At 72.0% G+C, this 13,420-nt stretch carries 13 protein-coding genes; 1 reads left to right on the top strand and 12 read right to left on the bottom strand.

All coding sequences use genetic code 11. The annotated features are described in order from the left end of the window. Position 1 precedes the first annotated feature (1 nt). The 10 genes from IG74_RS0110780 to IG74_RS0110735 form a co-directional block, all read right to left on the bottom strand. A complete protein-coding gene (locus tag IG74_RS0110780; RefSeq protein WP_078868703.1) occupies positions 2 to 1,015 on the bottom strand; it encodes an alpha/beta fold hydrolase in 1,014 nt (337 codons plus the stop codon). Next, positions 1,012 to 1,968: an aromatase/cyclase gene (locus IG74_RS0110775; protein WP_030673530.1), complete on the bottom strand. Its 957-nt coding sequence runs from the start codon at positions 1,966 to 1,968 to the stop codon at positions 1,012 to 1,014. Before IG74_RS0110775 ends, IG74_RS0110780 begins: the two co-directional genes overlap by 4 nt. Positions 1,969 to 1,988: 20 nt before the next feature. Next, positions 1,989 to 2,774 (bottom strand): SDR family NAD(P)-dependent oxidoreductase, encoded by a 786-nt coding sequence (locus IG74_RS0110770; protein ID WP_030673527.1) that lies wholly within the window; start codon positions 2,772 to 2,774, stop codon positions 1,989 to 1,991. A gap of 61 nt (positions 2,775 to 2,835) precedes the next feature. Continuing rightward, positions 2,836 to 3,093: an acyl carrier protein gene (locus tag IG74_RS0110765; RefSeq protein ID WP_030673524.1), complete on the bottom strand. Its 258-nt coding sequence runs from the start codon at positions 3,091 to 3,093 to the stop codon at positions 2,836 to 2,838. Positions 3,094 to 3,228: 135 nt separating this feature from the next. After that, the gene (locus IG74_RS0110760) at positions 3,229 to 4,437 is read right to left on the bottom strand and encodes a ketosynthase chain-length factor (protein WP_030673522.1); all 1,209 of its coding nucleotides are present in this window, start codon (positions 4,435 to 4,437) and stop codon (positions 3,229 to 3,231) included. Further along, entirely contained in the window at positions 4,434 to 5,711 is a 1,278-nt protein-coding gene (locus tag IG74_RS0110755) for a beta-ketoacyl-[acyl-carrier-protein] synthase family protein (protein ID WP_030673520.1), read from the bottom strand. Before IG74_RS0110755 ends, IG74_RS0110760 begins: the two co-directional genes overlap by 4 nt. Continuing rightward, on the bottom strand, positions 5,708 to 6,256 hold the full coding sequence (locus IG74_RS54395; RefSeq protein WP_324607497.1) for a TcmI family type II polyketide cyclase: 549 nt from the start codon (positions 6,254 to 6,256) through the stop codon (positions 5,708 to 5,710). The genes IG74_RS0110755 and IG74_RS54395 overlap by 4 nt, the downstream gene beginning before the upstream one ends. A gap of 258 nt (positions 6,257 to 6,514) precedes the next feature. Then, complete coding sequence (locus tag IG74_RS0110745; RefSeq protein WP_234334306.1) at positions 6,515 to 7,198, bottom strand: response regulator transcription factor; 684 nt, start codon at positions 7,196 to 7,198, stop codon at positions 6,515 to 6,517. Positions 7,199 to 7,347: 149 nt separating this feature from the next. Further along, positions 7,348 to 8,298 carry a class I SAM-dependent methyltransferase gene (locus IG74_RS0110740; protein WP_051854777.1) on the bottom strand — a complete coding sequence of 317 codons (951 nt, stop codon included), beginning with the start codon at positions 8,296 to 8,298 and terminating at the stop codon, positions 7,348 to 7,350. Positions 8,299 to 8,316: 18 nt separating this feature from the next. Continuing rightward, positions 8,317 to 9,540 carry a cytochrome P450 gene (locus tag IG74_RS0110735; protein WP_030673512.1) on the bottom strand — a complete coding sequence of 408 codons (1,224 nt, stop codon included), beginning with the start codon at positions 9,538 to 9,540 and terminating at the stop codon, positions 8,317 to 8,319. 641 nt (positions 9,541 to 10,181) lie between these two features. Between IG74_RS0110735 and IG74_RS0110730 the strand changes: the two genes are divergently transcribed. Next, on the top strand, positions 10,182 to 10,847 hold the full coding sequence (locus IG74_RS0110730; RefSeq protein ID WP_037825042.1) for a response regulator transcription factor: 666 nt from the start codon (positions 10,182 to 10,184) through the stop codon (positions 10,845 to 10,847). A 21-nt stretch (positions 10,848 to 10,868) separates the two neighbouring features. Here IG74_RS0110730 and IG74_RS0110725 read toward each other — a convergent pair whose 3' ends face one another. Next, on the bottom strand, positions 10,869 to 12,410 hold the full coding sequence (locus IG74_RS0110725) for an MDR family MFS transporter (RefSeq protein WP_051854776.1): 1,542 nt from the start codon (positions 12,408 to 12,410) through the stop codon (positions 10,869 to 10,871). 178 nt (positions 12,411 to 12,588) lie between these two features. Beyond that, positions 12,589 to 13,329, bottom strand: coding sequence for a TetR/AcrR family transcriptional regulator (locus tag IG74_RS0110720; RefSeq protein ID WP_234334305.1), 741 nt, complete (start codon positions 13,327 to 13,329; stop codon positions 12,589 to 12,591). Positions 13,330 to 13,420: the final 91 nt, after the last annotated feature.

Below are 13,420 nucleotides of genomic sequence, written 5' to 3'. Positions count from 1 at the left end.
GTCAGTGCCGCAGGCAGTCGTCCGCGAAGGCGAGCGCCCGCAGGTGGTAGGCCCGGGCCGCCCAGCCCAGGCTGATGTTGTGGCCCGCGCCCGGCTGGCGGTCGACGGTCACGCGCGGGGCCGCGCGCAGCCCGGCCCGCAGCCGGGCGACGGCCGGGGCGTCGCACTGCCACAGGGCCTCGTACTCGGCGAAGGTGAACCGCACCGGCACCCGCACCCGGCCCGCGAGCGCGGCGAAGGCGCCCGGCCAGCGCGCGGCGTCCCGCAGCTCCCGCGCCGGGACCGGCGAGACCACGCGGGCGCTGGCGCGGAAGGTGTGGGGCGGGTAGAGGCGCAGCGGCCCCCAGTGCCCGGACCAGCGCACGCCGTCGGCGGGTCCGGTCAGCTCGGTGAGGGGCCGCGCGTACCGCTCGCCGCAGCCGGAGACGTCCAGGCCGAGCAGGCCTGCCCCGGCGGGGTCGTCCCGCTCGTCCGCCGCCATCCGCAGCGCCACCTTGCCGCCGAAGGAGTGGGCGAGGACGAGGACGCCCGCGCCCGTGTCGTGCCGTGCGGCGTGGCCCCGCAGCGCGGCGCGCACGGTGGCCGCCTGCTCGGCAACCGGCAGGCCCTGCGGGAGGCGGGCGGCGGACAGGCCGTAGCCGGGCCGGTCGAGGGCGAGCACCGCGTAGCCGAGGTCCGCCGCGAGCGTGAGCAGCGAGGTGCCCGGGTGGGCCTGGCCGTCGAAGTAGGCCGCGCTCATGCCCGCGCCGTGCAGGGCGAGGACGGTGGCGCGGGGCCGCTCGCCCCGGGGCAGGGCGAGCAGGCCGGACAGGACGACGCCGTCACCGGCGGCGAGGGTGACCTCGCGGACGCCGGGGGACGGGGTCCAGGCCGGGCGCGGGGTGGGGGCGCCCGGCCGGGGTGAGGGCCCGGCCGGGCGGCGGGCCGCCGACGGCGCGCGCGTGGGGGCGGGCGCGCCCGCCGTCGGCGGGGTCTGCGGGGCGAGCGCCACCCCGCCGGGCGTCCGCCCGGTCATCCCCGGCCCTCCGCGTGGGCCTTGGCCGCGTTCAGGGTGGCCAGGCTGTTGGTGCTGAGGGCCGTGCGCACGTACGCGACCGCGTCCGGGACCGTCGCGTCGGGGCCGAGGACCCGCGCCACGTTCTCGGTGTTGAGGACGAAGGTGTGCTGCGAGGACGCGGTGACGCCGGTCGCGGTGCCGGTGAACGTCCAGTAGCCGGTGTGCAGCGTCATCAGGGCGGGCAGCGTGCTCTGCTTGTACGCGATCTTCCGGTGCGGGAACGTCACCCGGTACGACTTCGTGGTGTGCGTCGAGCCGTCCTTGGAGCGGGTGTCCATCTCCAGCGACTGGAGGCCGGGGACCGGCTCGTCCAGGCGTACGGAGTCGACGTGCGGGAGCCGCTCGGGCCACAGGTGGGCGTCGTTGATGAAGTCGTAGACGTCCTTGGCGGTGCCGTCGATGTGGACGGTGTCCTCGAAGGAGCAGAGCAGGCCCTCGTCCTCGGCGGCGAGGCCGCGCTCGGCGTTCTCCTTCAGGGCGGCGAGCTCGCTGCGCGAGTTGCGGTCGACGGCCTCGTCGATCCAGGCCAGGCCCTCGGCGTCGTCGGCACGGTAGTCGTGCAGGAGGCGCACCAGGCACTGCCCCGACGGCAGGCTCTCGATGATCCAGGCGCCGCCCATGGCCGCGACCGGGGGCGTGCTGACCTCCTGCCGGAAGTCGACGCGAAGGCCGGCCCGGTCCAGGACGCGGCGCGAGGTCCAGTTCTTGACCTCGCCGTTGCCGGTGGCCCAGATGCGGATGCGCTCCTCGCGGTCGTCGCCCTCGACGCGCTCGGCGTACACGGTCGGGGGGAAGAGCCGCGGCCAGTTCGCCACGTCCGCGATCAGGCGGTACACGGCCTCGGCCGGGGCCGCGACGGTGATCTCGTGCTCGACCTCGCGGACGGTCTCTTCGACGTCATGAACGGTCATGTGTGCGCTCCTCGTCCGGCTCAGTAGTTGCCAAGTCCGCCGCAGACGTTCATGGCCTGCGCGGTGATGGAGGCGGCGGTGTCGGAGGCCAGGTAGCCGACGAGGCCCGCCACCTCCTCGGGCGTCGAGTAGCGGCCGAGCGGGATCTTCGCCTGGAACTTCGCCAGGATCGCGTCCTCGGTCGTGCCCTGGAGGGCGGCGTAGTTGCCGCGGACGTGCTCGGCCATCGGCGTCTCGACGTAGCCGGGGCAGACCGCGTTGACGGTGATGCCGGTCGGCGCGAGCTCGTTGCCGAGGGCCTTGGTGAAGCCGACGACGCCGTGCTTGGAGGCCGAGTAGGGGGCGCCGAGGACGACGCCCTGCTTGCCCGCCGTGGAGGCGATGTTGATGATCCGGCCCCGGTCCTTGTGCCGCATCCCGCCGGTGTTGAGGACCTCGCGCGTCATCCGGAAGACGCTGTTGAGGTTGGTCTCGACGATGTCGTCCCACAGCTCGTCGGCGATGTCGGCGGTGACGCCGCCGCCGGGGCGGCCCGCGTTGTTCACCAGCACGTCGACGGTGCCGAAGCGGTCGACGGCCGCCGTCACGAAGGCGTGGATCGAGTCCGCGGAGCGGACGTCGACGACCGCGCCTTCGACGTCGAGGCCGTCCTCGCGCAGCTGCTTGACGGTCGTGACGACGTTGTCCGCGGTACGGGCGCCGAGGAACACGCGGTGGCCCTGCTCGGCGAGGAGACGGGCGACCGCGAGCCCGATGCCGCTGGTGGCACCGGTGACGACGGCCACGCGCCGGTCCTGCTGGGACATGTGCTCTCCTTCATGAGGAGTCGTTGGGTGGTGGGGTGCTGGGCGTGCTGGGCGTGCGGGCTCAGGCCGCGTGGGCCGCGACGGCCGCCACGAAGGCGCGCGGGGTCGTGGCGTCGCCGACGACCGACTCGTCGAGCTCGATGCCGTACTCGCGCTCGATGCGGCTCGCGGTCTCCAGGAGGGCCAGCGAGTCGTAGCCGAGCTGCTCGAACTCCGTGTCGGGCACGTCGGCGGCGTCGAGGTCCACGCCCTCGGGCGCGCCGGAGCCTTCGAGCAGCACGCGCTTGAGGTCGTCGAGGGTGAAGGCGGTGGCAGACATGCCGGGTACTCCTTGGTGAGGGTGAGTGGGAGAAAGCCGCGTACGAGCGCCCGAAGGGGCGCGGGGAACTGCGCGACCGGCCACGGACGGCCCGCGGGTGACCGGCGGCCCGGCGTGACGGTTCCGGCGAGGCGCCTACGCGCCGCGCACGACCATCGCCGAGTTGAAGCCGCCGTGCCCGCGGGCGAGCACGAGCGCGGTGCGCAGCTCGGCGGCGCGCGGCTGCGAGGTCACGAGGTCGAGGCCGTGGGAGTCGGCGGGTTCGACGTGGACCGTGGGCGGGATCTGCCCCTCCGCGAGGGCGAGGAAGGCGGCGGCCAGGTCCAGCGGTGCGGCGCCCGAGTAGAGGCGCCCGGTCATGGTCTTCGGGGCGGTCACCGGGACGCCGTACGGGCCGAAGACGCCGGTGAGGGCGGCGGCCTCCGCGCGGTCGAGGCCGGGGTCCGCCGCGGCGTCGGCGAAGACCACGTCCACGTCGCCGGGGCGCGCCCCGGCGTCAGCCAGGGCGAGTTCGACGGCCTTGCGCAGACCGGGGCCGCCGGAGCCGCCGGGCCCGTCGAAGGTGGCGGCGTACCCGGCGATCTCGCCGTACACCCGGGCGCCCCGCGCCCGCGCCGCGTCCGCGCGCTCCATGATGAGCAGCGCGCCGCCCTCGCCCGCGACGTGGCCCGCGGCCCGGTCGTCGAAGGGCAGGTACGCCGTGGTCGGTTCGGTGCCGGTGCTGAGGCGGCCGCTGGTGTGCAGGCCCACCCAGCCCCAGGAGCAGAGGTTCGCGTCGACGGCGCCCGCGACGACGAGGCCGGTGCCCTTGCGGATCTGGCGCCGGGCGTGGGCGACGGCGTCGAGGCCGCCCGCCTGGTCGGTGACGACGACGCCGCTCGGGCCCTTCATGCCGTTGCGGATGGAGATCTGGCCGGTGTTGACCGCGTAGAACCAGGCGAAGGACTGGTACGCGCTGACGTACTGGCTGCCCTTGCTCCACAGGTTCTTCAGCTCGCCCTGGCTGAACTCGAAGCCGCCCGCCGAGCTCGCGGTGATCACGCCCATGTCGAAGGCGGGCAGCTCGGCCGGGGCGATGCCCGCGTCCGCGAGCGCCCAGTCGGCGGCGACGAGGGAGAGCCGCGTGACCCGGTCGGTCTGCGGCAGGAGCCGGCTCGGCAGCTGCTCGTCTACCGCGAAGCCGGAGATCTCCCCGGCGAGCGTCGCCGGGTAGCCGGAGGAGTCGAAGCGGGTGAGCGGGCCGATGGCGCTCTTGCCCGCGAGGGTGGCGTTCCAGAAGTCGGTCGTGCCGAGGCCGTTGGGCGCGACGACGCCGAGGCCGGTCACTACTACGGGCACGGTCACCGCGCGGTCCTCTCGGGTCGGGCGAGCACCATGGCGCTCTGGAAGCCGCCGAAGCCGCTGCCGACGGTCAGGACGGCGTCGGTGCGCCGCTCGCGAGCGGTCAGCGGGACGTAGTCCAGGTCGCACTCGGGGTCGGGGGTGTGCAGGTTCGCGGTCGGCGGCACCACGTGGTGCTCCATGGCGAGGACGCAGGCCGCGATCTCGATGGAGCCGATCGCGCCCAGGGAGTGGCCCACCATGGACTTGATGGAGCTGACGGGGGTGCGGTAGGCGTGCTCGCCGAGGCTGCGCTTGAACGCGGCGGTCTCGTGCCGGTCGTTCTGCTTGGTGCCGGAGCCGTGCGCGTTGACGTAGTCGATCTCGTCGCCGTTCATCCGGGCCTCGTCGAGGGCGACGCGGATGGCCTCGGCCATCTCGGCGCCGTCCGGGCGCAGTCCGGTCATGTGGTAGGCGTTGCTGCGGGTCGCGTAGCCCGCGATCTCCGCGTAGACGTGCGCGCCGCGGCGCCGGGCGCTCTCCAGCTCCTCCAGGACGAACACCGCGGCGCCCTCGCCGAGCACGAAGCCGTTGCGGGTGCCGTCGAAGGGCCGCGAGGCGTGCGCCGGGTCGTCGTGGCGCGGCGTGGTGGCCTTGATGGCGTCGAAGCAGGCCATGGTGATCGGGGAGATCGGCGCGTCGGACGCGCCCGCGACCATGACGTCGGCGGTGCCCTCGCGGATCAGCTCGACGGCGTACCCGACGGAGTCGAGCCCCGAGGTGCAGCCCGCGGAGACGACGCTGCTGGGACCCTGCGCGCCCACCGCGAGGGCGACCTCGGCGGCGAACGAGCTGGGCACGAAGTACCCGTAGAAGAACGGGTCGGCGTAAGTGTGGTCGACGAGGTCGAGGCGGCCGCCGTCGCTGACGGTCCGGTAGTCCTCGTCGAGGCTCATGGTGGCGCCGACGGCGCTGCCGACGGTGACGCCGACCCGGTAGGGGTCGTACGCGGCGACGTCGATGCCGCTGTCGGCGACGGCGCCGCGCGCTGCGACCACGGCGAACTGCGCGGCCCGGTCCATGCGCCGCACTTCGCGCGGGGTCAGGCCGTGCGCGTACGGGTCGAAGTCGACCTCGGCGGCCACCCGGGAGCGGAACGGGGCGGGGTCGAAGAAGGTGATGCCGCGGGTGGCGGTGCGGCCCTCGCTGAGCAGGTTCCAGAACCCCGCGGTGCCGACGCCGCCGGGGGCGAGCACCTCGACGCCGGTGATGACGACGCGGCGGCTGTGGCTCGTCACGCGGCCTCCCAGTGGTGGACGCGGGTGGCGATGGCGTCGGCGGGGGTGGTCCAGACGGCCGGGTCGTACGGCGGGACGATCGGCATCAGGGCGTCGCAGATCTTGATGAAGCGGGGGTCGGCGTCGACCCAGGCCTTGTCGATCAGGGCGCCGCCGTCCTCCTGCTCGAAGTGCTGGAGGTGCAGGTACACGTCGCCGAGCAGGAAGAGCCTGCGGTGCCGGGTGCCCATCCGCTCGGGGAAGTCGGTCGCGTCGAGTTCGGCGAACAGCGCGGCGACCTCGGCCTTCCGCGCGGGGTCCATGCGGTTCACGATGAGGGTGCTGTGCAGCGGGCCGCGGGCGGCGCCGATCCCCGCCGACCAGTCGTAGAAGAGGGTCGCGCGGCCGTCGGCGGCGGCGTCCTCGCCGGGGGCCGCGGCGTGGTCGCGCACGTCGATCAACAGGTCGTGGTAGGTGAACACTTGGCGGCGGGTGAGGCCCGCGTCTCGCGGCGCTTCGGGAATCACGTCGGATTCCCTGCTGGCCAGCGTCACAGTGGTGTGCATGCGGAGTTCTTCCTGCCTCCCGATTCGAAGCTTGCGCTCAGCTTCGCCGACCCGCGGTTCAAGTCTCCAGACAGCCAGTGCACGGCAGTTATAGGTCTTCTCAGGGGGATTGCAGGGCTCCCCGCAGATACCCGTGGCTACCGGTGGATACGTCAGACGCACGTCAAATCTCTGACAAGTACGCGCTCTGGCGGGGAATGCGCGAAGGCCGACGCGGCGGTGCCGCGTCGGCCTTCGTGCGTTCTTTCTGTGACCGGCTCACGCCTCGGCCATCATGAACCCCACACCTCGTACGTTCACGATCCAGTCGCTGTCGCCCAACTTGCCCCGCAGGCTGCTGACATGGGTGTCGACCGTGCGCCGCGACCAGGAGTCGCCCCAGATCTGCCGGACGATCACCCGGCGCGATACCACGGTTCCCGGGTGCGCCGCCAGCATGTGCAGGAGGTCGAACTCCTTGCGCGTCAGGCTGATGCGCCGGTGGTGGAAATGCACGTCGCGGGAGTTCACATCGATGCGCAGCGGCCCGTGCTCAATGACCCGGGCGGTCTCGGAACGCGGTTCGAAACGGCGCATCACCGCCTCGATCCGGGCGAGGAGTTCACGGAATCCATAAGGCTTCGCGACATAGTCGTCGGCCCCCGCCTGAAGTCCCAGAACGGTGTCGAGTTCGGAGCCCCGGCCGGTGACGGCGATGATCGGGGTGTTTCCCGCGGCCCGGATCACCCGGCACACCTGAAGGCCGTCCAGATCCGGCAGGTCGAAATCGAGGAGGATCACATCGGCCTCGCCGTACGCGGCGAGCGCCTCGGCGCCCGTCGTCGTGCCCCGCACGTCGTGTCCGTGCCGCTCCAGATCGCGCATCAGACGGTCCCGGTCGGGCGAGTCACCGCCCACCACGAGCACCTGCCAGGAGGCGGACAGGGTGCGCGCCCCGGACACCGCGGCGCTCAGTGACCTGAGCGGTCTGGCCCGTGGCTCGCGCACGAGGTCCGTCACATTGCTTCTGCCGTCCATCATGTCCCCGTACATGTCCCCGTACGCGTCCCCGTACGTGTCCCCCATGGTCTTGCGCCCCGTGCCGTCGCGGCTCAGTGCCTGCGCACGGCCGTCGCGATCGGCAGCACGCCGGTGTCGCTGTAGGAGATGCCGGTCACGGTGAGGCCCGCCTCGGCGAGCTGCTCGCGGATCTCCTGCTCGCTGGTGAAGTTCAGGTACTTGGCCTGCAGGATGTCCCCGAAGATCGCCAGGTCCTGGCGCAGGTCGTCGGCGTGGATGCCGTACCGGTCCCAGTCTCCGGTCCGGCCGCCGTCGGCCCACGGCGGGGCGGGCGGCGTCGGGATGAAGCTGATCAGGAGCCGGCCGCCGACGCGCAGGGCGCGGGCGAAGTTGCGGTACAGCTCCACGAGCCGGTCGCGGTCGGGCTCGTACATGTTGAGGCCGTTGCTGGTGAGCAGGTCGACCTCGCCGTCGAGGCCGAGCCGCCAGGCGTCGCGCACGTGGAACTCGCAGGCGTCGGCGAGGCCGCGCGCGGCGGCGCGGGCGCGGGCGGACTCCACCGACTCCGCGTCGATGTCGGCGCCGATCAGGCGCAGACCGCTGACGTCGGCGACGCCGGAGTAGTCCTGCTGGAGCAGGTCGTCCATGAGGCCGCAGGGCACCGAGGCGAGCACGGCGCCGTCGGTGACGTGCGGGGCGATGCGGGCCTTGAAGCGGCCGAAGCGCTCCCTGATGCCGGGCATCAGGGACTTCGTCAGGAGCCACCGCTCCAGGTCGTTCGCCGTCGGATCGCCGGGCTCGTACTGGAAGACGTACGACGTCCAGTAGCCGTTGAGGCCCTCGTTGTGCAGCAGAAAGCGGCCGAACTCGGACTCCTGGAGCTCGGCGAGCAGGGCGAGTTCGCGGTCGAGGGGCAGCAGGAGCCGGTCCTCGGTGGCGCGCAGCCGCGCCTCGATCTCAGCGGCGCGGCGCGCGGTGGCCTCGCCGGAGTCGACGCTGCTCAGGGTGTGGTGGGAGAGGGTGGATTCGGCGGTGGTGGTCACGTCGGGCTCCTTGGGGGTTCACCAGGTGACGGGCAGTTCGCGCAGGCCGTAGACCAGCGCGTCGTACTTGAAGGGCAGCTCCTCGACGCCGACGGCGAGCCGGAGGTCGGGGATGCGCCGGAACAGGGTGTCGAAGACGGTCTGGAGCTCGACCCGGGCGAGGTTCCGCCCGAGGCACTGGTGCGGTCCGTGGCCCTGGGCCACGTGCTGGCGGGCGTCCCGGTCGGGGTCGAAGACGTCCGGGTCCGGGAAGGCCAGGGGGTCGCGGTTGGCGGCGACGTTGGAGGCGATGACGCCCTCGCCCGCCTTGATGCGCACGCCGCCGAGCTCGACGTCCTCGGTGGCGACGCGGCCCATGCCGATCTCGACGACCGAGAAGTACCGCAGGAGTTCCTCGATCACGGCGGGCGTGCGGCCGGGGTCCGCGACCATCTTCGCGAGCTGCTCGGGGTGGGTCAGGAGCGTGACGATGCCGAGGGAGATCATCTCGGAGGTCGACTCGTGCCCGGCGAGGAGCAGCAGCTGGGCGAGGCTGGCGAGCCCCGGCCGGTCCACGTCGCCGGTCTCGGCGCGCTGCCGGGCGATCTCGCGGCTGAGCAGGTCCTCGCCCGGGTCCGCCTCCTTCTCGGCGACCAGGCGGTCCATGTTCGCGCGCATCTCGCGGGCGATGGCGTCGCGCTCCTCGCCGGTGGTGGAGCGCCGGAGCATCCCGGCGGCCAGGGCGTAGAAGCGCTCCAGGTAGTCGGGGCTCGCGCCGATCCGCTCGGTGATGACGAGGCGGGGCACGGTCAGGGCCAGGTGCTGCACGAGGTCGACGGGGCGCGGCAGTTCGAGGACCTTGTCGATGGCCTCGTCGACGATCTGCTGGATGCGCGGCCGCAGGGTGTTCACGCGGCGCATGGAGAACTCGCTGATCACCGGGGAGCGGGCGGCGGAGTGCGCGGCCCCGTCGAGGGAGATCATGAAGGGCGCGAAATGCGCGAAGGCGCTCTTGCCCCCGCTCGATATGGAGGGGAAGCCGGGGTCGCTGCGATCGGAGCCGAGCCGCGGGTCGACCAGGGCCGCGCGGACGTCCGCGTGCCGGGTGAGCATCCAGGCGTGCCGTCCGTCGGACATCTCGACGCGGCTCACCGGCTCTTCATCGCGCAGCCGTGCATAGGTTTCCGGAATGGCGAAGGGGCAGGTGCGGGTGATGGGGAAGCGTATCGGACCGGCGGTTTCCTGAACCGGGGCGTCGGACATTGCACTCCTTCGTGGAATCGCCGCGGGAAGAGGTGTACGGGCACGCGGGAATGGGCGGCTTCAGCGCCGCTTCGCCCGGTCGCTCCAGTGGCTTGACCGGATCTTTCCATGCACTGCTTCCAGCCTGCCCACGGCCTGACAACGTACACCGCATGGAGAGATACGTTGTATCGGAAAAACTCCGCTACCCGCAAGCACCCAGCCGCGGCCGAGCGTCCGGCGGACTGGCAGGTGCGCTGGTCAGACGGGTGATTGACGCCTCACCCCAGGCTCCGCCGACGGCGAACACGGTGGCGTGAAATCACCCTGAGGACACCATGAGCGGAGCGTACGGTTCGAGCCATTGACCAAGATTTACGATGTCATGACGGAAAGAAAACTTACTGCCACCACCGCGCCGATGGCGGTGGCGCTCCCGTGTGGCACCATGAGCCCGTTGATCACGCGAGGCCGCGGCCGACTCCGAGCGGATGCGCCTTAACTGACATACGGGGGACACTGTGTTTCATGTCATTGAGCAATTCCGGCATCTTGCCCTGCATTTCGGCGGGCACTCCGCGATATCCGTGAAGTATTTGCAGGCCGCGGTGCTCTGGCCCTCACTTCCGGTGAAATCGTCGGACTCCTTGCGCATACTCCTGGTGGAAAGCAGGCAACCGGAGCGGGAGCGCCTCGAAAAGGACCTGATGCGGCACGGGTACCACGTCCACAGCGCGGCGACGGCAGCGCACGCGCTCGATGTGCACGGGGAGGCCGATCTGATCCTGCTCGGCCTCGAACTGACCGACCTGGACGGCCTGGAGCTGTGCCGGGTGATCCGGAACTCCAGCGACGTCCCGATCATCGCGGTCACCGCCCGCTCCTCCGAGCTGGACAAGGTCCTCGGCCTCCAGGCGGGCGCCGACGACTACGTGGTCACGCCGTACGGCCTGCGGGAGCTGCTCGCCCGGATCGAGGCGGTGATGCGGCGCGCCCGGCCGCGGCGCGAGCGGGCGGCGCCCAGGACCGTGGAGCACGGCCCCCTCAGGATCGACTCGGGGCTGCGCGAAGTCACGTACGAGGGGCGGCCGGTGAAGCTGACGCGCAAGGAGTTCGACCTGCTGCACCTGCTCGCCTCGCACCCGGGGACCGTGGTCGCGCGGGACGACATCCTGCGCCGGATCTGGGGCGAGTCCTGGTCGCGGCGGACGGTGGACACCCATGTCAGCAGCATCCGCAGCAAGCTGGGGTGCAGCGCCTGGATCATCACGGTCCGCGGGGTGGGGTTCATGATCGGCGACGGTCTGCCGGACGCGGCGAGCGGGTAGCGGCGGGCGTCCGGGGCGGGTTCAGCGCTGCCGGGGCTTCGCGAGCAGGATCACCGCGGCGCCGAGGGCCAGCGCGCAGGCGGGCCACAGCAGGGCGTTGGCCATCGTCGCCGAGGTGACGGTGCGGACGAAGCCCTCGGCCCCCTTGCCCGCCGTCATGTGGTGGAAGTCGAGGTGCGCGAGCCCGGCCCGCCGGTCCGCGGGCAGCCCCTCGGAGTGCCGCTCGATCTGGCTCTTGAGCTGCGCGGCGAGCACGCTGGCGATCACCGCGGAGCCGAGCGTGGAGCCCACCTGGCGCGCGGTGTTGAACAGTCCGGACCCGGCGCCGATGTACTTCGGCGGCAGGCTCTGCATCGCGGCGACGGCCAGCGGGCTCATCATCAGCGAGCTGCTCGCGCCCATCCAGGCGGCGTGGGCGAGCAGCACCGCGATGCTCATGTCCGGGGTCATCAGGAAGTGCCGCACGAACAGGGCCGCGCTGAAGAGCGCGAGCCCGCTGAACGCGGGCCACTTGGGCCCCACCTTGTCCACGAGCTTGCCGATCCGCGGCGCGAGCGGGACCGAGACCAGGGCGGACGGCAGCATCATGAGCGCGGCCTGCGCGGGCGTCATGCCCCGGCCGACCTGGAAGTACAGGGTGCCCGGGAAGCTCGCGGCGGTGATGGCGAAGCCCGCGGCCACGATGGCGAGGTTCGCCGCGGAGAAGGTCCTGACCTTGAAGATGCCGAGCGGCACCAGCGGCTCGTGCTCGTTCTTCGCCTCCCAGACGACGAAGGCGACCGCGCACAGCAGGCCGAGGACGAGGACCCCGTACACCGAGACCGGGATGCCGGTGCGCAGTCCGAACAGGTTCAGGCTGTCGGTGATCCGGGACCAGTGGTACGCGTCCCCGTTCTCCAGGGCGAAGATCACGCAGAACAGGGCGACGCCGCTGATGAGGATGCCGGGGACGTCGAAGCGGTGCCGCCTGCCGGGCAGGTTCGGGACCAGGCGCTGGGCGACGGCCATGCCCGCGAGGCCGATCGGCACGTTGATGAAGAAGATCGAGCGCCAGCCGAGCGAGTCGATGAGCAGCCCGCCGGAGATGGGCCCGATGAGGATGGCGGCGCCGGACACCAGGCCCCAGTACGACATGGCGCGGCCGCGCATGTCCTTGGGGAAGATCTTGCTGATCGTGGCCATGGACTGGGGCGCCATCAGCGCGGCTCCGATGCCCTGGAGCGCGCGGAAGGCGATGAGCTGGCCGATGTTCCCCGCGAGTCCGCACAGCACGGACGCGCCGGTGAAGACCCCCATGCCGATCAGATAGATCCGCTTGGGCCCGAACTGGTCGCCGAGGCGGCCCGCGAGGAGCAGCGGCACGGAGTAGGCGAGCAGATAGGAGCTGGTCGCCCAGACCGTCGTGCTGATGTCCGCGTGCAGGTCGGCGGAGAGCTTGGGCATCGCCACCACCACGATCGTGGTGTCGAGCATGAGCATGAAGAAGCCGACCATCATCGCGGCGAGCGCGCGCCAGGGCGCCTCGACCTGGTGCTCGGCTTTCTCGACTTGTGCCGTGGTCATTCACCGGCCCCCTTTCTCTCGGTTCTCTCGATTCCCTCGGCCCATACGCCGTATGGATCGATACACCGTATCGAAGGGGTGTGCGGGGCCGCAAGCGAAAGCCGGTGCCGGGCGTGGGCCCGGCACCGGCTCGGTGCGGTCGGTTCAGCGGTCGGTGCCTGACGGGCCGACCGGGCGGTCAGGTGGCGAGGCGTGCCGCGATGCCGTCGAAGAGGTACTCCAGGCCGGTGTCGAACTTCGTGTCCGCGTCCCGGTCCCGGGCGTCCCGCACCACCTTCGCGAGCATCGGGTGGCGGCCGCTGGCGATGACCCGGTTGAGGTAGTCGCTGGAGGCCAGCTGCCACTGCTCCTTGTCCAGGCCCGTGTCCCGCTCGGCGCGCCGCTCGGTGATCTCGTTGCGGATCGCGCCGATCACGTACGCGTTGACCGCGTCCCGGACCCGTACGACCGTGTCGATGTCCTCGAATCCGGGCGCGTCGGCGAGCGCGGCGAGGGAAGCCTCCAAGTGGGCCAGGGCGTTCGGCCCGAGCAGCGGCCGGCCGCCGAGCAGGTCGGCGAACCACTCGTGGCGGCGGGCGGCGCGCCGGGTGCGGTCCGCGAGGGTCCGCAGCGCCTCGCGCCAGTCCTGCCCGGCGCTCCGGGGCAGCGGGATCTCGCCGTAGACCGCGTCCGCCATCAGGTCGAGGAGCTCTTCCTTCGTGGACAGATACGTGTACATGCGCATCGGGCCCGCGTTGAGCTCGGCGGCGACCTTGCGGATGGAGACCGCGGCCAGGCCTTCGGCGTCGGCGATCCCGATCGCCGCCGCGACGATCCGGTCCCGGCTCAGGGCGCTCGGCACCGGCCGGTCCGGCGGCTCGGGCCGATCCCAGACCAGCCCGGGCCCGTCCCCACCGCCACCGCGTCGTGCCGCCATCATGCCTCTTCTTCTGTCGCCCGGTGAATGCGACTGCCACGATACATACGCCGCATCCGATACGGCGTATGCCCCAATACGAGGTATCCCCTCG

The organism is Streptomyces sp. NRRL B-1347 (genome assembly GCF_000720325.1).
Taxonomy (GTDB): domain Bacteria; phylum Actinomycetota; class Actinomycetes; order Streptomycetales; family Streptomycetaceae; genus Streptomyces.
Note: the sequence above shows the minus strand (reverse complement) of the source record. Positions and strands in the feature narration are given on the sequence as shown.